Source organism: Parendozoicomonas callyspongiae (genome assembly GCF_023502345.1).
Lineage (GTDB): Bacteria > Pseudomonadota > Gammaproteobacteria > Pseudomonadales > Endozoicomonadaceae > Sansalvadorimonas > Sansalvadorimonas callyspongiae.
The window spans coordinates 63,725-83,234 of sequence record NZ_JAMFLX010000005.1; the positions used below are offsets into that span (position 1 = coordinate 63,725).

Sequence of the window (19,510 nt, forward strand, 5' to 3'; positions counted from 1 at the left end):
CTCAGGCAAACTCTCTTGTTATCATATTTTTCAAGTGACCTGTCGCACTTTGATGATACCCTTTTGCTACTGGTGAGTTATTAACCGCCAGACCAAAAGCTGATCCAGCGGTCAGGGCTGCACCAGTTACTTGTGTGGCAGCACCAGCTAATGACGCTTCTCCTGCAGCGGTTGCCATTGCAGCGACCACTCCTGCAGGCCCTGTTCCCAAAAAAGCAAGGACACCGGCTGTTGCGGAAGCTGCTGATACCAGCCCTTTTGTTCCTCCGTAGGAGTCATATACTTGACTAACACCATCCCAAAAGCCAAAGCCGTCCTCAGAATTTCTTGTCCGTTTATATGCATTAGTTGCCGAGCCGACGCCCCCCCACTGGGAACCTAACTGCTCAACGATATTTGAAGGGTTACTATTATAAAACTCAGTCTCAACCTTCATTCCCAAATTCTGGCTGAGGTTATATGCACTATTCAGGCTTGACGTTGGACTACTTAAAAACAATGAATGGTTCTCGCCAAGACGTACACCTTGATCCCGGAGAATTCTCATTGCCTGGGTTAATATTGCCGAGCCACTTTTCTGGGTAATCCAGCGAACTTTCAAGTCTTTTTCTTTAGTAGAAGCTCGCATAACATCAGCCAATAATATTGCTGCTTCGCGTTTGGATGAAGAGCTTTCTGGCTTCAACGCAGCCTTTAGAGCTCGTAATCCCTGAAAATAGCCACGTGAAGGGGTAAAGAAAAAGTTATATCCCACTTCAGCAACCCTTCCTTTACCAACTTGTTTCACATTATCAATATGGTTTGCAACGACTGCTGCAGCCTGATTTATTTCACCCCCCGTGCCATTGATACCTACTAGTACCCAGTTATTTGCATGCATGCTGGTGTTTAACACATTAGCAGGAGCCCTCTCACTTGTTTTCCAATCACTTCTCCCTTCGACTGCCTCATAGAGCTGCGGCATTTGATTTTTTTTACGTTCTTTCTGATAAGAGTTATCAACTTGAATATCAGTCACAACATAACTGTTATCCATAGAACCGTAATAACTCAATGGATGTACAGTTACACAACACCCCGGAAGGTTCATCCGGAATGCTTCGTCACCCTGAGATCGAGCAGTAGAAATGTATACATAATCACTGGAAAACTTACTGCATCGCAGCCTTTTTATCTCCCGAACAATTAGGTTTGCCCAGTAATTTGTCTGCCCTCGGGTTTCTAAGGCATCAAAGGCCGCTTTTGCAGCGGGCGTAGCATACAAGGTGCGCCCCTGGTCACTGGCAATCAGTCTTACAAGTTGTTGATTTGCAATAGTCATAATTCTTGCACTTATTGTTTGACTCAATTTTTGTCATTGTATTCGGTGATATTAAGCGACAGCAACCCAAAGAGTACCTCAGTAATCAATGCCCTTTGCTACCCGCCAGCTCAGTCGTCAACCGCAACTCAGAAACCAAATGATCCGCACTATAATGCGGCCGCAAATAAATCGTGCTGTGATAAATCCCCGCAGAGCCTGGCTGTTCACGCACTTCCACGCGCGCTCCTCGCAGGGGATAACGTGCGAGCATATCCCATTTCATATCATCCCGGCCGGTCACGTACTCATTCAGCCACTCCTGCAGAAAACGCTCACAGTCTTTAGCCGTCATAAACTGCCCGACCTTATCCCGTATCATCACCTTAATGTAATGGGCAAAACGGGAAGCGGACATCACCTGCTGCAGCATGGCACTGATTCTTGCATTGGCTGTGGCTGATTTCTTTTTGAACTTCTTCGGTTGATGCAGCGATGGGCAGCTATGGAAAGCGGCAAAAGGCGTATCATGGCAATGACACAGTGGCATAAGACCATGGTTAGACAGTTCCCTCTCTACGGTATCGGTGATTAATACCGGAGTCAGGATCTTATGGGCCACATCAACGCTGTCTGTTGGGTAATCCTGTGGCAGATAGGATGTTACCAGTCCGCCACCAAAGTAATCTCTTGGCACACCACGAATATGGGCGAACCACCCTACTTCACCAAACTCTCTGATTAATACACTGCCAAAGGCATAGCAGGCATTGCCCCAGAGATAATTGGAGCTGGCTTCATCACCTGTTTCCGCACTGAAAGTCTGTTCTTCAAAATTTAAAGCGCCCTGACTTCCCTCTCTGTAAGGGCGGCGCATCAGCAAACCCGGCAATGTGATGGCCAGAAAACGGCTGTCATCCCGTTCCCGCAGTGAACGCCAGCGCATATATTCCGGCTGGCTGAACAGTTCCTGGTAATTCAGGGGCATGCCCAGTTCTTCATAACTATCCAGGCCAAACAATTGTGGTGCAGCGCTGCAAACAAAAGGAGCGAAAGCTGCAGCCGCTATCTGAGCCATCCCCTGCAAGGTAAAAACATCGTCGTAGGGATGACCATCAAAGGGCCGGTGAGAAACCTGAAAATCACCAAGAAGAACGCCATAGGGTTCACCACCGGCCATATCAAATTCAGAACCATAAATCAAGGTAAACAGACGGGATTGAAGAATATCGGGTGCCCGTTCTATATCACGGGTGACTTCCCGCCAGCTGATATCAAGAATACGTATCTTGACCGTGCTGAAATGCCCGGCAATATCAACCAGGTTCCAGAGTCCGCGCCAGCTGCTTTCCAGTTTCTGAAAGCGATCATTGTGGATGATGGCATTAAGCTGGTCGTTTATCTGCTGGTCAATCCAGGCAATTTCGGAACCCAGCCAGAGTTTAAGATCATCAGTGGTCAGACTTTCATCCCCGGCAAGGGCAGAAAAGCCACGACTGATATGCTGGAACCACAAGTTAAGTGCTTTGGCATCATCAGACTCAGCCAGAAACTGCCTGAGAGCTGAGTTATACTGCTGAGTTTCTTGCGCCTGAAACTGATCGCCAGCCGACTCTACCGCTGTTTGCTTTTTTCTGCTGGCTACAACCGGTTCAGACACTTCAATTTCCTTTTTGTATTTCCCTTTAAGAGAAAAACCACCCGGCTTCTGTATCAGGCTAGGTGGTTTCTATCAGGTCAGTTAGCTTGAGGATGGAATATTGGCCACCATTCGCAGAGAGGTGGTCAACTCTTCCATCTGTAGCCATGGTTTCAAATAGGCGACAGCGCTATAAGAACCTGGTGCACCTGGGTTTTCCTTCACTTCTACCCTCGCGGCAGCCAGCGGATAGCGGGCTTTCATTTCGGCAGAAGCATCAGGGTTACCGTTGGTGTACTGGGAAATCCACTTATTCAGCCAAACCTCAGCATCCTTGGCTTCCATAAAGGAGCCGATCTTATCCCGTGCCATCACCTTCAGGTAATGAGCAATCCGGGCCGTTGCCATAATGTATGGCAAACGGGACGAGATAGACGCATTCGCAGTGGCATCCGGGTCGTCATAGACCTTGGCCTTCTGAGAGCTCTGGGCACCAAAGAATACCGAGTAGTCCGTATTCTTGTAATGACACAGTGGCAGGAAGCCCTGGCCACTCAGCTCGGCTTCACGACGATCGGTAATGCCAATCTCAGTCGGGCACTTCTGGTCAGTATCACCATCATCACTCTTGAAGATATGGCTGGGCAGGCCTTCCACCTTACCGCCACCTTCAGCACCACGAATAGCCGTACACCAGCTTGTTTCAGCAAAGGCTTTGGTCAGTGTTGTACCCATTACGTAGGATGCGTTCATCCAGGAATACTGGTCATGGGCAACAGCCTGTGCCATACCGCTTTCATCCAGTGGAAGCTCTTCATAGTTAAAAGCTTCCACGGTTTTTCCATTGGCGCCGTAAGGGAGACGACTCAATGCCTTGGGCATAACCAGGGTGACAAAGCGGGAATCTTCACTGTCACGGAAACTGCGCCACTTGATATATTCCTGTGACTCAAAGATCTTGGCCAGATCACGGGGCTTGGACAGCTCGGTGTAATCATCAAAGCCAAACATCTCAGGGCCAGCCGCAGCCACAAATGGGCAGAAACCGGCTGCAGACACATTGGACATCATACTCAGCAGATCGATATCTTCCGGATGGTTAGTGAACTCATAGTCACCAATCAGGCAGGCATAGGGTTCACCACCGGCGATACCAAACTCTTCTTCATAGATTTTCTTGAAGGTCTGGCTCTGGTCAAACTCAACAGCCTTATCCAGATCCTTGAACAGTTCGCGCTTGCTCAGGTTAAGCATACGGATTTTTAGCGTTGTGCTGGTTTCGCTGTTCATCACCATATGATTCAAGCCACGCCAGGAGCCTTCCAGCTTCTGGAACTTGTCGTTGTGCATAATCGCGGCCAGCTGCTTGGAGATGGCGCGATCAATGGCATCAACGGCAGAGTTGATGGTCTTGGTCAGGTTCCGGTCCCAGGTGACCGTGCCCTGCATGGCCTGCTTGGTCAGGTTCTCAAGAAGATCCTTGGCCTCTTCCCGTTCAGTCTGCTTGGTGGCACCGATAGCCTGTTCAAGCAAGTTAACCGACTGTTCTTCCGCGACCGCAGAGTCAAGGACGGCACTATCTGTTTCATTGCTCATTCGGAATCCTCCCCCTCTTTCACAGTCACACCCAGGTCTTCAGAGATCTTGGCGATTTCCTCGGTATTCTTGAGAATATTCTCCAGCACCTCTTCCAGTTCATCGGAACGGTCAGCCTTACTCAGCAAGTCGCGCAGCTTGTTGCGGGCTTCCAGAAGTTGCTTCAGGGGTTCAACCTGGTCAACGATATTCTCCGGCTCAAAGTCATCCATGGAGTTGAAATCCAGTTCCACAGACATCTGACTGTCATCATCTGCCAGAGTGTTATCAACCTTCAGGTTGAGCTTGGGATTAACCTTGCCCATCACCTGGTTGAAGTTATCCCGGTCAATCTGAACAAACTTGCGCTCTTTCAGTGCCTTCTTACCAGCAGTGTTATCACCGGAGTAGTCACCCATCACACCAGCAACAAATGGCAGTTCCTTCTGGACTTCCGCGCCATTGGTTTCCACGTCATAAGTGATATGAACACGGGGTTTACGAACCCGCTTGAGTTTGTCGTGAATACTGTCTGACATTCTTCTTCTCCCTGTCTCAATTTATGAGTTCTTTGTTTTCTACAAATTGTTAGACTTCTTTTATTTCTGCTATTTCTACCAGCCAACATCATTTGACTCGGAAACACCGCTGGACTCACTGCCCCAGCTTTCATCGACTATCTCTTCAGTCGTCTCTCCCCAACCATCTTGCTCAGGGGCTTCGGCCGCAGCAGGTGCTGCTGCCGGGGCAGTGGGAGGTGGTACGTACTTCGCTGTCGAGCTGCCATCCATTGCCACCCCGGTCAGCTGACTGAAGATTCCCCGTGCCGTCTCTTCCGGCATAAGTTCCATCATCAATTCAGAAACGGTCATACGGCCCCAGCGCACCAGCCGGTCAATACCATCAGCCAGAGGTGTATGGGGTTCATAAGTACGGAAGAACTCCGCGACCTGTTCTAACTGGTCAAGGGCCTGTTCCCGATTGGTAATCGGGCCCGTGGCAACCATAACAGCGGCACCGGCAACACCCTGCTGGATCGCAGCTGGATTCCCGGTTTGATTATCAACAGAGTCAGCCTGTTCAGCGGCAGCTTCAACCTGTTGTTCGGACTCCCTGGCGGCTTCCGCCCGTGCCAGGATATCCTGACAAAGAAAGCGTACGGAGCGCAGGACTTCATCAAGCAGGCTGCTTATCTGACTGCTTGGTGGGGCATCATGGGCACAATGATCATGCAGAAGCTGGTTCAGGCGCTTGTACTCGAAATTACAGATGTCCAGATCATCAACCAGATCAACGTAGAACTGATCCCCTGTGGTATTGATCAACTGTGTTACATCTTCCAGAGAATGTCCGAGGTGCTCATACCGAGCCTGCCTCTTTTCTTCATCTGCAATCTTGCTGGCTTCATAAATCTGCTGGTATTCAAAGAAGCTGAACGGTCCGCAGTTACCTTCGCCAGTGATTTCACAGTTACGGATTGGTGTCAGCAAAGTGCCATCAGCACCATCACCATTCAGGCCAGTTATTGGAGCAACCTTGGTTTCCAGCCCATCTTCATCGGGTTCGGGATAAAGGCCATCCCAGAATTTATCCACCAGACCATGCAGAATGGTCAGACCATCACGCAATCCTGGGAAGCCGTGCAGACGAGTGCCTGCTTCAATCATCCAGCAACAGACTTCCAGATCTTTGCTGGTACTGGCCAGAATTTCCTGTCCTTTTTCAAAGACCGGTTTCCACTGGGACAGCGCCTCAGCCCGGATATCCTCATCAAACATACCGGTGCGCTCTGTAGCCCTGGCGGCATTGCGGGCATCCTTGATGGTGTAGTAGGCCGATGTCGGTGAACGATCCTCGCGGATATCAATCCCCTGGGGCAGCTCCTCGGTAATAGGCTCCAGCAGTCGTTCAACATCTATCACTTGCGCAGATGGCATGATCTACTCCAGTCCCTGATTATTTTTTGGTTGTGCTGTATTGCAATTTTGTTGTTTTCTAAAGTGGGCTGTCCCACTCATGAGCCTGCCACTGGCCATTCAGCATGGCAATATAACTGCGCGGCTCCGGCAAACCTTTCTTGTACAGCAACATGGCTGGCATGCAGGCTGAACCGGCACAGGACCACAAACTGAAACTGTCAGCATGAGCCTGAGTGCTGGCATCCAGCAGCCGGGCCCAGACATTACCGCCATCAGCAGGCTGGGCAATTCCTTTAACCAGAGAACTGCGCTGGTAACCAGCTGATGACATCACCGTCACCGGACGGGCAATATCACCGGTCTTGCTTAATCGTTCCGCCACTTCATCAGCTTTTAGATTTTCCTGAAGTGCCTGCAGTGCAATCTGCTCCCAGTTGCTGAACAGGTCATGATTTTCGGCCAGAAAGCTGGCTGGCTGCTCGCCGGCGATCAGAGGCATGGCAACTGTGACCGGATAATATCTCCCAACAGAATCAACACTCGGCACCAGTATTCCAGCCCAGGAAGAACCATTGATTACGCCATCGGTCAGTGCAAAGCGCCAGATCGGGCTGGTCAGATAATGATTCAACCAATTCTCGCCACCTATCTCCCGACTGGCAGCAACACACTGCCGCAGCCATTCATCCCAGCCCGAGATAAACGACACAGGAAGCCCACGATCGATAAAATCACCATGGGCCGGGAGTTTGCCGTAAAATCCGGGACTTCTCTTGCCAACAACTGCGTCGACACCTGCCATAGCCTTACAACCTGCTGTTGAGTCGGTAGCTGCGCAGCAGCGATTTATTAAACGGATTCAAGCTGCTTCCGGCAATCAAGCGGAATTTTGCTTCCCGCCCTGCCTCATTAAATATGACCTGGAACTCCCTTGGGTCACCTGTTGAAGTTAGCTTGGAAGCATCAAACAACCGGAACCAGGACCAGTCACCATCATATTGCTGGCGGTTGACAGTCTGATTAAGGTCTTCAAACACCACTCTTGCTCTTGAACTCTCCGCTTCATCCCACTCAAACTGTTTCACTGTGCGGGGACCATGGGAGTAGTTCATTCGCTGCTGCCCCAGTTCCAGGGAGAACAGGCGCACCTCGGAGTCAAGCTTGGTTGGCTGCAGTTTGAAATCAACAACCAGATCAGAACCACCCTGATAGAAGGATTCCCGAATCAACGTCGCCCGCTTCAGCTGCTTCAAGGTATCACTGGAAACAGCCAGCCCTCGACCATCGAGCTTACGGACCTTCCAGTTGCGAGTAGAAACAAACGGTTTGAGGTAGTCATTAAAAAACTGTTCTTCGATACCCCCAGGTTTAAAGAACTGGTTAAAGTCCTGCAGAGGTGCTTCCTTATCCTGGCTGATTGTCAACGGATAACGACCCTGCAGACTACGCCGGTATGAAGCATACACCTGCTCCTGCCACATGTTATTGACATAACTGTGGGCATTGCCGAGTATCAGCTGCCAGCTGTAACCGGCGATTTCATTCAGCCAGGTTTTCACCGGTTCAGGTGACTGGGCGGCCTTGATACGGACCTTCTTAATCACATCGTTACCACTGCCCTGGAACCGGGCCCGAGCTACTTTGAAAGCCTGCTCGGCAGAGTCCGGGGCCATGGCAATGCCTTCCAGGAAATCATGCATCTCCCGCACAACTGCCAGGGTTTCCTGCAGCTGGGGTGACTGGACATTCTGGGTTTTCAATAACCCCTGGATATCCCGGAACTGGAGATCCACGATGGTGGGCTTGCGCTTGGAAGCTAAAAGCCTGGTTGCAGCTTCAGCGCCTGGCACATTGCTGGTTTTATCCGGTACTTTGACTTCCGGCGTCAGTTCAGTGTTCTGGGCAATCGCCTCCAGAACACCCTGCAGGGGGGAATTGATTGGATCTGCCATCACCTTAAGGCTGGATGTGGCATCCGAGATACTGCGAAATGGCTTGATATGGAACTTATCCAGGAAGCCTTTCCAGTACTGACCATATTCGGTGAGATAGATCTTCTGGATCTGCTCCGAGATCTTCTTACGGTCAGCTTCGGTAAAGTCCTCTCCTTCTGTCTGACCGTAGAGCCACTGATCCTGGGCAAGATCAGTCAGAAGTGGAGAATCCGGACCATACTCAGCCTGCTCGTAGGCCTGCCGGGTAAAGAAGGCTGGTGTTGTGAAGGAAGCATTATCCTGGGAAACACCAAACACCTGCTGGGTATCGCCACCAATCACAGTATAAATATCTACTTCACCACGCAGTTCGGGCTCATTGCGCAGCTGACCATACAGCCGCTGGGGTACCGGAATACTGCGAATCTGTTGCCGGGCACCGGCAATCAGCCGTTCATCACCATCCAGGGCGGGGAAATCAAACTGCAATGCCCGATCCAGATGCTGGTTGAGCTGTTCCTGCTTTGCAGCCTGACCTGACAGAGTGTCCTGCCAGTGGAGTCTGGCCCACTCTTTGATGGCTTCCGGATCACGCCGCCCAGGATTCAAAAGCATCAGGTAGATACGTAACTGTTCAATGATTTCACCGTCGCTGCCACCACCAAATCGCAGTTTCTCTTCCAGTACATTCTTGAAGGATGGCAGGAATACCGATATCAGCTTATCGTCGTACAGCTTGTTGGCCGTAGTATCAACTTTGGCATCATACAGTCCCAGAGAGTCCAGCCACGGGTGTTCTTCCCGATCATAAACAACACTGGCAGACTGCAACGCATGCATGGCAGGCAGAACCGCAAGAGGCACACTGTTGGGTTGAGCAGAGGCCACTCCCTCATCATAGGTATTAATATGATCGATCACTTCGGCCGCCAGCTGCTTGTTCTTACCGACACTGCCACCCCACACCACCATGGTTCCAGCAGTAATAATGGCCAGACCGGCCAGGCTGGCCCGACGCATCCATAAAAGACCAGATTCGAAACGACGGTTAACACCCACCAGTTCCGATTCCGGGAAGATCACATCTCTCAGCAGACGATGGATAAAGAAGCTCTTACCGGTATTGACCTGTTGACTGGCCATATCTCTTGGTAGTCCGAAACTGGCAGTGACTGATGCCATCATCCGGTCAATCGGGGTGCCTTCCTGGGTACCGCTGGTCAGGTAAACACCTCGCAACAACGGACTTTCATGGAACTGGTTATCAGAAAACGCCTGCAGCAGGAAATTCATAATATTTTCCTGCAGACTGCTCATTCGGGCCGGGAAGCCCTGCAAAAGAGAGCGGCGTTCAATATCACGCTCCTGATGTACCAGCCGCAGAACACGATCATTCAAACGCTGAATCAGTTCCTTAAACTCGGTTTCAAATTTCGCCAGATCAACACGACCTGCACCATCCTGCGACAGTCGGTCGTCGGGCATATCAAAGGTCATACCCCAGACCTGCTCTCTCTCAGCCTGGGACAGATTGGCAAAGAACTCACTGAAGCCGGCTATCAAATCTGTCTTGGTAAAAGTGAGATAGACCGGGAAACGAACTCCCAGCTTGTCACGCAGTTCATCCAGACGAGCACGAATCACCTGGGCATGCTGATGGCGCTGCTCTTCCGTCTGCAGCATCAGATCCTGCAGACTTATGGCAACAATGGCACCATTAATTGGACGACGACGGCGGTACTTCTTGAGAAGGTCAAGGAACCCAGTCCAGGCGGCATTATCGACCACCCGATGACTGTCCTGAGTTGTGTAACGGCCAGAGGTATCAATCAGCACAGCATCATTGGTGAACCACCAGTCACAGTGCCGGGTACCACCAATACCTCCAAGAGATGCCTTACCATGACTGCTGGCCAGCGGAAAATGCAGCCCGGAGTTCACAAGTGCGGTCGTTTTACCACAGCCTGGCGGGCCAATAATGATATACCAGGGCAACTGGTAGAGCGTTTTGTTACCCCCCGATATTTTAAAGCGGGACTTCTTCAGCACCGCCATGGCTTCGCGGAAGCGGCTGGACAGCGCTTCCATCTCCTCTTTGGTGCGGGTGTCTTCCGGATCAGCTTCCTGTACAGCAGAGGTCTGGATCTCCTCCAGCATCTCATTGTTCTGGCTGCGTTCCCGCAGCAGCATCACCAAACGCCAGACTATCCAGATAAAGAAAATGGTGAGAATAATGATCAATCGTGTGCTGTATGCCAGCGTGGCATTGTCCTCACCAAACCGGACATAATCTGCACCAAACCAGATCACCGCACTCAGGGCACAGATCCCGATAAACCCGATAGCCCAGGGATTCCCCAGAAAAGCCAGAACCCGCTTCATACCTGACCCCTTGAGAGTATTGCGACAGCCTCAGTAATTAACTGCTGCATAGATTCAATAACCGGTTCATTGCCCTGAAACAGCCATACGCTGAAACCGGCATAAGCGGCCACCAGAACGGCCAGGGCAACAGCGGCAAACACCCAGAGCGGAATGTAATGCATGAGCCCCTTGCCTCGACGCACACTGCTCTGCCAATGAGGCGAGAGTTCATTGTCACCCTGATCCCGCTGAGCCTGGATCACGCGGTACAGATTGTCGCGAATGGTATCCAGCTGGGCTGTGCCATTCGGTACCAGCTTGAACTTGCCTTCAAAGCCCAGACTTAAGCAGAGGTAGAAAAGCTCCAGAACATGCAGGTTCATTCGGGCAGCTTCCTGAAGACGCTGTAAAATGGCAAAACACTTCTCCCCACCGAACGTTTCCCGATGGAAAGTGCTGAGCAGCGAGCGCTGGCTCCAGCCACTGCGACTGCCCCAGGGAGTATTCATCACAGTTTCATCAAGAACCGTGCACAACAGATAACGGGCCGCAATAATCTGCTCCGGTCGCATACCCTGACTTTGCAGCTCCCGGTCGAATCTCTGGATTTCCGCCGTCATCATCTGGTGTAGCTGGGGAACCAGGCGGTGCTCTGTGGTAGTACGCAGCTTGACCATCAGGGTCAGCAGCGTGTTAGCAGCATTCACAACCGGGTTCAGGCCCGACTGTATCTGAAAATTGTCGCCTGCTGCTGGCTGCGGTGCATATTGTGGTTGCCCCTGTTGCCGGTACTGAGGCTGAGCAGGAGCCATATCAGGCTGCCGGCTGCTGCCAGGAGTAGGAACAATAACGGTACGATCACTCATAATGAAACTCCCTGCTCCCGGTTAATCGCGAATCGCCCACAGCTCCATATTCAAGCCCGGGAACTCAGCCCCGAGATGAACAGCGAAACCACCGGATTTATTCATGGAATCCCAGGCCTTACCCTGTTTCTCCAGCTCGAAGTAGGCAAAGCCAGCATGGTAGGGAATCTGCCTGGGGGCTACGGGAAGCGGCCGCAGCATAATGCCGGGCATGGATGCACTGATCAGTTCACGGATCACTTCAACCGGTGCTACTTTGGCCTGAGCCGGGAAGTTGCTGCGTAGGGTATCGCCGGGAATATCTGCCTTCACTGCCAGCACAAATGTGCCGCCAGTAATCAAAGAACGGTCAGAAACCGGTGACACATAGATACCAAACTTGCGCTTGGCCAGTTCCATTGGAATGGCAGTCTGTTCCAGTACCATGCTGAGAGACTGGCGCAGGCTGGAGAACACGGCGCCGAATGCCGAACCAAGAGCTTCAAAGTCAAATGCCGGGAACTGCTCTGCCCTTTTCTCACTGCGGGTAAACGTTGCCAACTCACCAGCCAGCTGCAGCATCTCTTTATAAAGTTCTATCGGATGCAGACGCTTCTGCCGGGACAACTCGATAAACAGCGGCTCATAGCGGTTAATTACCTGCAGCAACAGATAATCAGCAATCTCTGCAGAGCCTGCACGACCACTGTCGCAGAGCCGGTGACCAAGCGCGTTGCCACGCTGTCTAAGCAGCCCGGAAATCTCTTCAAAGTAGCCACTGGTCACTGGCGAGAGATGACAGTCAAGAATGGGGGGGATATATTCGTTATCGAGTTTGATCGGCTTATCAGTTAACCGCTCCAGAACCCTGGTTACGCCAAGGCAGGCATAGCCGTTACGATCATCAGACTCCGGTTTAAGGCATAACGCCATATTGCCGGTTTCGATAGCCGCAATTTCATTCGAGTCCGAAGCATTATCCCGAATCTCACCACTCTGACTGATAAACCGTGCCTGGGTCTGCTCTTCACCCTTGCGCACACTTTCCCGCACGCCCGGACGACGCAGCGGCAGACAGAGATAAATAATCTCATCCCGGGTATTGACCGGAATATCAATTATTGCGGGGGGAGGCTCATTATCAGGAATAGAGAAAGGCGTACCATCGGGCATCACGCCCTGGGCCTCGATAACCGAGATTTTCCCAAGCCTAAGCAGCTCATTGTCAATCCGCAGTTTGGTCAGACCCCAGCCATAAGCAAAGGAAGCACCCGTGCGCCCTTCTATATATGACTCGAAGTAGCGATCCTGCTGCTGAAAGTGCTGCGGTCTGAGGAACATGCCCTCAGACCAAATGACTTTATTTTTATTCGACATTATCTGTCGCCTTTCATCCTTAGCGTAATAACTGGCTAACCCTGCTCAAAAATCACTTTACAGGTTTTCAAAACTGAGACCCGTCAGGCTATAAGCTTTTACGGTATCAACAAAAGTCTGTGAACAATAAACTTCAACATTTTCACTAAAGGGAGAGGACCAAAGAACCTGTCCTGCAAGATCCTTTTTGTTAAAAGCAATCGCTTTAACCTCGCCATAATCATTAAGCTGGCTTGCTTTCTCATTAGCCGGGATACTGTTGATAATATTCAGCAGATACCAAGAGTCCTCTTGACAGGTGACCGGTAGCAGCTCTTTCGGCAGCATTTCCTTCAAGCACTCTACAGCCTTTTGTGAAAGCATCAGCTCACTGGTTTGCAGACGACAAATATCTCCCAGCGGAAGGTCATCCTGAATAAGACCTTCATGCTTTACCCAGAACTGAGCCAGTTTGCTTCTATCAAATATCGCATCAGCTACAGCATCAGGTACGCTCGACTGCTGTAGCAGCCATTCCCAATCAGGCAGCAACTCACCAAAGGCATCGTCACTAACTACTCTGTAAATCATCATACCTGAGCTCTTCTTTGATATTGGCAGGAATATCACCTGACTCCAGTCGCGCACCCGTCGTGCGCAAGCGCTGCTTCAGTACATCCCTGTTGGTAACTGGAGAAACCTGCCTGGTAATCCAGTTGTAGTAAGATTTTCTATGTATCCGGCTATGCGGAATAGCACCAGGGGTCGCCCAGCACCGAGAACCCTTGGCGTCATGCCCTCGTCTTGGTAACCATGCTCCATTATCGGGGTCATCAAGGCCTACTCGAAGTCGTGCCATTTTCACCCGGGAAAGTGCAGCCCTGTCGTGCGAACCCGATACAATGGCATGTGCATCATACCGCTCTGTTGGTTTTGGCCTCCCGACTGCCCGCATGTTCTCTCCCAGACGTTGGCTCTGGTGTTCATCCTGGTAGATGTCATATTGGGGGCTATCAACGATACCGTAATACTCTTCCAACTTGTGAGTGAGATCAGCAAAGGCCTCAACATGCATCCTTTCTCTTTCCAGGTGCCGAGTCTGCTCCGTTGTCGGGTTGTCTCCTGCACTACGGATATGGTCCTCATACCTCTGGAGGGCATATTCCAGCTTAATTTTGGCCGGAATGTGACTTTCGGCTCCTAACCTCATTCTTGTTGATCTCTGTTTTTTTCTTGTGTCTGGCTGCAAGCCTGCAGTCCTATTTAAGTTAAGGATCTGGGTAATTATATTTAGGACATGCAGTACCGTTATCAATCAGCCAGTGCCAATCCCTTGTCATTGGCAACTACGGTGAAATCATTGCTGTAGTGTGCATCGATAGGCACCAGCAGCATGGTTTTGGCTTCACCGTAACGAGCATATTCCGCAATAATTCCGAGATAATGCACTTCAGGAGTGAGTTCAATCGCTTCCAGACGATTCTCACCGGGCGCAATCTCTTTCAACTGGATGGCTCCAAGAAGATCATTACCCAGACGCTCTTCAGCATTCTCATAAAGCGCCAGGAAGTCTTCTCTTTCAAACTGGCGTGAGTCGGCCAGCTTAAATACTCGAATAACAAGTGGAGATGGACGACCATCGTCATCCAGGTTGACATTACGCGCCGCCTGAAACTCCAACTCCGCCAAAGTATCAAAGTCCAAATATTCCCTGGTGGTACTGCAACCCCAGATAACAACCACCAGGCTGAGGAAAGCGAAATGAGCAAATCGTTTTACACTCACGGTCTGAACTCCTTGTTTACAGCTTTTCTTTTTTAAGCAGGCTAAGGTTCTGTTGTCATAGGATGACAGCATTATTTCTATTTGAGATTTCTTATAGCTGTCAGCTCGGATATTTTCTTTTCATATGCTTCGGTAAACACTTCACCAAACAATCGGTTGTAGGCGGTCTCAGAATCTCCAGCCAGTTTTCTGTACCAATCCTGATAAGACTGCCAGTTCTTGGCTTTTTTATTCATAGCAAAACCCTTGCCATTCATGCGGCCAAACAGGTTTTCCAGATTATCGGGAGCAAAGCTGGCAAGCATCGATTCAAAAGCACTGCGCATCGCAGCCAAAACCGCAACCTGATGATCAGAGACATTATCAAAACTGTCTTTTACCGCATATTCCGGTGACATAAAGGCATTACTGTTCTTGCCAAACATCATGGTCAGAGCATCATCAACTCCAGCTGAAAATTTCAGCGGGTTGTTATCCTGGCTTTGAATCATGGTGCGCTCGACCCGCAGCTCATTTTTTATCGTGCTACGCGCCCGCAGAAGATCCATTAATCGACTGACGGTTTCGCGAATAAAAGCTGCCGCTTCAACATCCAGGCCAGCCAGGTCAGAGGGGGCCAGATCTGTCAGCCCAAGTTGGGTCATCAATACACTATCAGCATTAACTGATGCACTTTCCGCAATTGGAGGCTGCTGTATCTTTACAGGCTGTGGGACCGGTGGCACTACTGGTCGAGGTTGAGGTTGAGGTGGAAATTCAACCTGAGGCTGTGCAGATTGCTGTACCTCTGGCTGCAGTTGTGCCTTTACAGGAGCAACTTGCTCTACGGAAGGTGCTTCGGCAAATGCCTGCCCTATCGGCGCATATTCAGAAGGTGTCAGCAGCTGATCAAGACTCATATCATCAAGCGATGGTTCTGACTTCACAGGTGCCTGCTGCTGAACGGGTTCGGGGGTGACAGGCTGTGCTGGCTTTGGCATCGCGATGGACTGCTGAACTGCCGGTGCATTATCAGCTTCACTTAGCCACCACTGGTCGTCTGCTTCCTGAGACTGCGGTTGGGGCTGACTACCCCAGGGAGAGCTGATATCTGACTGGGCTTGTGGAACGCCTGAATCAGATAAAGCTTCAAGCGGGTCAAGAATATCCTGTGCAGGTGTTGCCCCCAAAGGATCAAGGGTTGAGGTACCAGACAATGAAGCCAGCGGATCAGCAGGCGCCTCCGCCATATCAATACTGGGGTTCACACTGCCCCAAACATCATAGGAAGAAGATTTCTGCCCCGGTTCCAGCCACTGATCAAACTGATCATTATCACCATCAGCTCCGGCCTGATCCTGGGATTGCGCCGCAATGGATCCGATAGTGGTTTTATCGGAGTCATCAAGAAAATCAACCCCACCAAGCCCATCGGGAAGATCAACATTCCTGACCTGTAATACAGCTTTTATCTGGAACAGACCGACACCAATGATATCACCATCATTGATTTTCACTTTTTTTCCGGAACCGACGGGATGATCCGTTCCATTAATAAAGGTACCGTTAGTACTTTTATCAACCAGATAATAATCACTATCTGCATAAAGAATATCTGCATGAATGGAGGAAACAATGCGTTCCACATCGGGCAGAACCCAGCTGTTGGAATCTGATCGTCCAATCGACCCTCCAGCTCCGGCGAATGTCTTAGTATGACCGCACATATTCGCTTCGGCAGGGCTATCAATAACCTCTAATACAAGATCTTCTGCCATTTCCGATTCTTCATATTATCAGGACTACATTCTTATTCTCTCGGAAGATACACTACCACCAAATCATGGGGCGCGTACCCTTACATTTGAGGATACTATCGCATGCCCATACAATTTGGCTACAAGTGATTTGAAATCAAATTAGTCGTTGTCTAATTTCATGATTCAATTGAAAAGAATGGGTAAAAACAGACCTACATCTTGTACAGTCATAAAACCGCAATTAAAATTTTGATAGATTAGAAATAATGATTTTTGGTAATAATTTAAAATGAAAAGCCAATAAATCATTAAAGCGGCTGTACTGGGTGTAATAACAACAGAAGTACAAGAATGAGTACCAGCGATAACGACAAGACCAAGCTGGCTGATCACAGCGAACTCAACCAAAAAGGTTCATCTGAAGGAAATTCTGACAAGACAAGACTTGTCGATGATTCTTCAGCTTATACCGACGAAACTGTGATAGCGGGAATAGATCAGGATTCCGAAGACAGAACTACTCTTGTCGATATACCAGAAGTCAGTGCTCGCACTGATCAGATTCCAGACGAAAACGACAAAACCATTATTGTTGACACCCGCCCATCAATAACTGGCAGTCATCAAACGGGAAGCTTTCAGCACAATCAAAGCAGTCAATTCAATAATCAACAGCAACCTAACCCGGCAGAACAACAGCGTTACAGCTCCAACCGGCTAATTAATAACCGTTTTGAGTTACAGACAGTATTAGGTGCGGGTGGCATGGGGGCTGTATATAAAGCTATTGATCTGCGCAAAGTTGAAGCAAGAGATCGAAATCCTTACGTCGCTCTAAAACTGTTGAATGATGACTTTAAAAAGCATCCTGATGCATTTATATCTCTTCAGCGCGAATCACGAAAATCACAGAATCTTGCCCACCCCAATATTGTAACGGTCTATGACTTTGACCGGGATGGTGAAACGGTCTTTATGACCATGGAATTCATGGAGGGTTCTGCACTTGACGGCCTGATTCGCAAAAATGCCAATATCGGGCTGGAATTTGAGAAAGCCTGCAGGGTTTTTCGTGATATTTCCGAAGCTCTGGCGTACGCCCATTCCAAAAATATTATTCATTCCGATTTTAAGCCGGGAAATATTTTTGTTCTAAATAGTGGCCATGCCAAGGTTTTTGATTTTGGTATCGCCAGAGCTGTTTCCTCTTCTGGTATTGGTGCTCCAACCGATGATGACAAGACTGTTTTTGATGCCGGTGAACTAAGTGCGTTGACACCGGCTTATGCCAGCTACGAGATGTTGAAAGGTGAGGAACCGTCGGTCAGTGATGATGTCTATGCCCTGGCTTGTGTGGCCTATGAACTGTTTGCCGGTAAACACCCTTTTAATAAAACACCTGCCGATAAAGCCGCTGAACAGAACCTTAAGCCTAAAAGAATCAAAAACCTGAAAAGCCGCCAGTGGAAAGCACTGGAAAAGGCTTTACAGTTTAAACGGTCAGATCGTACAGCTACGGTAAAAGAGCTGGAGATAGCATTTTTCCGCAAATCCCGCATTCCACTCTATGCTGCGGCCTCCATTCTTGTTGCAGCCTCCGCATCCTTCATTGTTTACCAACAATCTCAACAGGTGGATGAACAGGTTCTGAGAGAGGAACTTGAACAGGAGCTGCAGAGTGATATTCGCGCCAATGTTGAACATGAGCTGGCAGTAAAATCAGCCAGCAATCTGTTGCAGTCCGCCCTGAAGATGCCTCTTGATGAAAACTGGGATGCAGCGGTTGAAGGTGCTTTGAACGCCTATAAAAAACTGGCCCCTGACGATACAGATACCATTATTCAGACTCAACAAAAGGCAATGTCCCTTTACCTGCTGGCTTCAGCAGAGAAGAGAGAAGCAGGAATTCTGAAAGCGGCACGGGAACTTCTGAATAAGGCAAGTTACTGGCAGAAAGAAGACACAGAACAGATCGTCAGGCAGGAATCCCTGCTGGCAGACGCACAGGAGGATCTCCGTCAACAGCAGGAGCAGCAAAAACTGGCTGCAGAAGCAGAAGCCAGACGGCTGGCCGAAGCCCAACGCCAACAACAGATCGAGCTGGCAAGGCAGGAAGAGCTGCGTAAGCAGGCGCTTGCCCGTAAAAAGAAGCAAAGAGATATCGCTAATGCCGAAAAATCCGTGCAGGATTCACTCTATTGCAGCAGCTCAATAGATATTGGTGCAATCGCCAGTACCCTGTCAGCACTACAACAATTAAGTGCTAACAAATACCAGGTGCAGAAAGAGAGCGCTGAACGAAGCCTATCCGGTTGCCTGACCCAGATTGCACGCCGCAGCCCCAGTACAGCATCACGCCTAAAGTCCTCAGCCCTCAAGGCTTTCCCTCAGTCACCAACCATTGCTGCAGTCTCAATTGACTTCTGCGGTCATTTACGCCCTGGCTCCGGCAGTAAGGGTAAACGTTACTATTGTGCCGATATACTCGATAGTGGCGGTAACAGTCCCACACTTGTTGTTGCCAAAGCCGGTAACAAAACCGTTGCCGTAACCCGCAATGAAGTGACCATTGGGGATTTCAACAAATTTTGCCAGACTACCGGCCAGTGCTCTCCACTTAATGGCTCTTCAAAACTTCCAGCCAGTAATATCAGCTTTGAGCAAATCAAGCATTATGTCAGTTGGCTCAGCCAGCAAAGTGGTTACCAGTATCGCCTGCCGTCTTACGATGAGTGGCTTGATCTTGCCAGTGATGAACGAAATGGCAGCGATCCTGATCGAAATTGTTACATCAAGTTTGGAACCCTGCAGAAAGGCGCTGAACTGGTCAATGCCAATGTTGGCAAAGCCAACGACAACGGGCTTGTAAACCATGTTGGCAATGTACAGGAATTAACCATTGGAACAAATGGCAGACTTATTGCCGCAGGAGGAAGCCGGAAGGACCCTCTGAAGCGCTGTCTGGTGACAACACAGGTAGCTCATAACGGCCAGCCAGACAGCATTACGGGCTTCCGCCTAATCCGAACAATTAAATAATTAAACAACTGTAAT

14 protein-coding genes are annotated in these 19,510 nt (G+C 49.8%); 1 reads left to right on the forward strand and 13 read right to left on the reverse strand.

Features of this window, described 5'->3' with window-relative positions; genetic code table 11:
• Position 1 precedes the first annotated feature (1 nt).
• From M3P05_RS05175 to tagH, 13 genes are all read right to left on the reverse strand, one after another.
• Positions 2 to 1,321, reverse strand: coding sequence for a hypothetical protein (locus M3P05_RS05175; protein WP_249698319.1), 1,320 nt, complete (start codon positions 1,319 to 1,321; stop codon positions 2 to 4).
• Positions 1,322 to 1,406: 85 nt separating this feature from the next.
• Positions 1,407 to 2,960 (reverse strand): type VI secretion system contractile sheath large subunit, encoded by a 1,554-nt coding sequence (gene tssC / locus M3P05_RS05180; RefSeq protein ID WP_249698320.1) that lies wholly within the window; start codon positions 2,958 to 2,960, stop codon positions 1,407 to 1,409.
• Between the two features lie 81 nt (positions 2,961 to 3,041).
• Complete coding sequence (gene tssC / locus M3P05_RS05185; RefSeq protein ID WP_249698321.1) at positions 3,042 to 4,535, reverse strand: type VI secretion system contractile sheath large subunit; 1,494 nt, start codon at positions 4,533 to 4,535, stop codon at positions 3,042 to 3,044.
• Positions 4,532 to 5,053, reverse strand: a complete 522-nt coding sequence (gene tssB / locus M3P05_RS05190) for a type VI secretion system contractile sheath small subunit (RefSeq protein WP_249698323.1) — start codon at positions 5,051 to 5,053, stop codon at positions 4,532 to 4,534. Before tssB ends, tssC (M3P05_RS05185) begins: the two co-directional genes overlap by 4 nt.
• Positions 5,054 to 5,128: 75 nt before the next feature.
• Positions 5,129 to 6,451 carry a type VI secretion system protein TssA gene (tssA, locus tag M3P05_RS05195; protein WP_249698325.1) on the reverse strand — a complete coding sequence of 441 codons (1,323 nt, stop codon included), beginning with the start codon at positions 6,449 to 6,451 and terminating at the stop codon, positions 5,129 to 5,131.
• Positions 6,452 to 6,509: 58 nt separating this feature from the next.
• Complete coding sequence (tagF, locus tag M3P05_RS05200) at positions 6,510 to 7,235, reverse strand: type VI secretion system-associated protein TagF (protein ID WP_249698327.1); 726 nt, start codon at positions 7,233 to 7,235, stop codon at positions 6,510 to 6,512.
• 4 nt (positions 7,236 to 7,239) lie between these two features.
• Positions 7,240 to 10,749, reverse strand: a complete 3,510-nt coding sequence (tssM, locus tag M3P05_RS05205) for a type VI secretion system membrane subunit TssM (RefSeq protein WP_249698329.1) — start codon at positions 10,747 to 10,749, stop codon at positions 7,240 to 7,242.
• Positions 10,746 to 11,597 carry a type IVB secretion system protein IcmH/DotU gene (gene icmH, locus M3P05_RS05210; protein WP_249698331.1) on the reverse strand — a complete coding sequence of 284 codons (852 nt, stop codon included), beginning with the start codon at positions 11,595 to 11,597 and terminating at the stop codon, positions 10,746 to 10,748. The genes tssM and icmH overlap by 4 nt, the downstream gene beginning before the upstream one ends.
• A gap of 21 nt (positions 11,598 to 11,618) precedes the next feature.
• Positions 11,619 to 12,953 (reverse strand): type VI secretion system baseplate subunit TssK, encoded by a 1,335-nt coding sequence (gene tssK, locus M3P05_RS05215; protein ID WP_249698334.1) that lies wholly within the window; start codon positions 12,951 to 12,953, stop codon positions 11,619 to 11,621.
• A 57-nt stretch (positions 12,954 to 13,010) separates the two neighbouring features.
• A complete protein-coding gene (locus M3P05_RS05220; protein ID WP_249698335.1) occupies positions 13,011 to 13,526 on the reverse strand; it encodes a hypothetical protein in 516 nt (171 codons plus the stop codon).
• Positions 13,504 to 14,142 carry an AHH domain-containing protein gene (locus M3P05_RS05225; protein ID WP_249698337.1) on the reverse strand — a complete coding sequence of 213 codons (639 nt, stop codon included), beginning with the start codon at positions 14,140 to 14,142 and terminating at the stop codon, positions 13,504 to 13,506. The genes M3P05_RS05220 and M3P05_RS05225 overlap by 23 nt, the downstream gene beginning before the upstream one ends.
• A 101-nt stretch (positions 14,143 to 14,243) precedes the next feature.
• Positions 14,244 to 14,717, reverse strand: a complete 474-nt coding sequence (gene tssJ, locus M3P05_RS05230) for a type VI secretion system lipoprotein TssJ (RefSeq protein WP_249698339.1) — start codon at positions 14,715 to 14,717, stop codon at positions 14,244 to 14,246.
• Positions 14,718 to 14,794: 77 nt separating this feature from the next.
• The gene (tagH, locus tag M3P05_RS05235; RefSeq protein ID WP_249698340.1) at positions 14,795 to 16,474 is read right to left on the reverse strand and encodes a type VI secretion system-associated FHA domain protein TagH; all 1,680 of its coding nucleotides are present in this window, start codon (positions 16,472 to 16,474) and stop codon (positions 14,795 to 14,797) included.
• 333 nt (positions 16,475 to 16,807) lie between these two features.
• Between tagH and M3P05_RS05240 the strand changes: the two genes are divergently transcribed.
• On the forward strand, positions 16,808 to 19,495 hold the full coding sequence (locus M3P05_RS05240) for a bifunctional serine/threonine-protein kinase/formylglycine-generating enzyme family protein (RefSeq protein ID WP_249698341.1): 2,688 nt from the start codon (positions 16,808 to 16,810) through the stop codon (positions 19,493 to 19,495).
• The last annotated feature ends 15 nt before the right edge of the window (positions 19,496 to 19,510 follow it).

Bases quoted from the DNA above. Each gene is read 5' to 3' on its own strand.
- tagH (WP_249698340.1), bottom strand. From the start codon at position 16,474: ATGGCAGAAGATCTTGTATTAGAGGTTATTGATAGCCCTGCCGAAGCG.
- icmH (WP_249698331.1), bottom strand. From the start codon at position 11,597: ATGAGTGATCGTACCGTTATTGTTCCTACTCCTGGCAGCAGCCGGCAG.
- tssA (WP_249698325.1), bottom strand. From the start codon at position 6,451: ATGCCATCTGCGCAAGTGATAGATGTTGAACGACTGCTGGAGCCTATT.
- M3P05_RS05225 (WP_249698337.1), bottom strand. From the start codon at position 14,142: ATGAGGTTAGGAGCCGAAAGTCACATTCCGGCCAAAATTAAGCTGGAA.
- M3P05_RS05240 (WP_249698341.1), top strand. From the start codon at position 16,808: ATGAGTACCAGCGATAACGACAAGACCAAGCTGGCTGATCACAGCGAA.
- tssM (WP_249698329.1), bottom strand. From the start codon at position 10,749: ATGAAGCGGGTTCTGGCTTTTCTGGGGAATCCCTGGGCTATCGGGTTT.
- tssB (WP_249698323.1), bottom strand. From the start codon at position 5,053: ATGTCAGACAGTATTCACGACAAACTCAAGCGGGTTCGTAAACCCCGT.
- tssC (WP_249698321.1), bottom strand. From the start codon at position 4,535: ATGAGCAATGAAACAGATAGTGCCGTCCTTGACTCTGCGGTCGCGGAA.
- M3P05_RS05175 (WP_249698319.1), bottom strand. From the start codon at position 1,321: ATGACTATTGCAAATCAACAACTTGTAAGACTGATTGCCAGTGACCAG.
- M3P05_RS05220 (WP_249698335.1), bottom strand. From the start codon at position 13,526: ATGATGATTTACAGAGTAGTTAGTGACGATGCCTTTGGTGAGTTGCTG.
- tagF (WP_249698327.1), bottom strand. From the start codon at position 7,235: ATGGCAGGTGTCGACGCAGTTGTTGGCAAGAGAAGTCCCGGATTTTAC.
- tssK (WP_249698334.1), bottom strand. From the start codon at position 12,953: ATGTCGAATAAAAATAAAGTCATTTGGTCTGAGGGCATGTTCCTCAGA.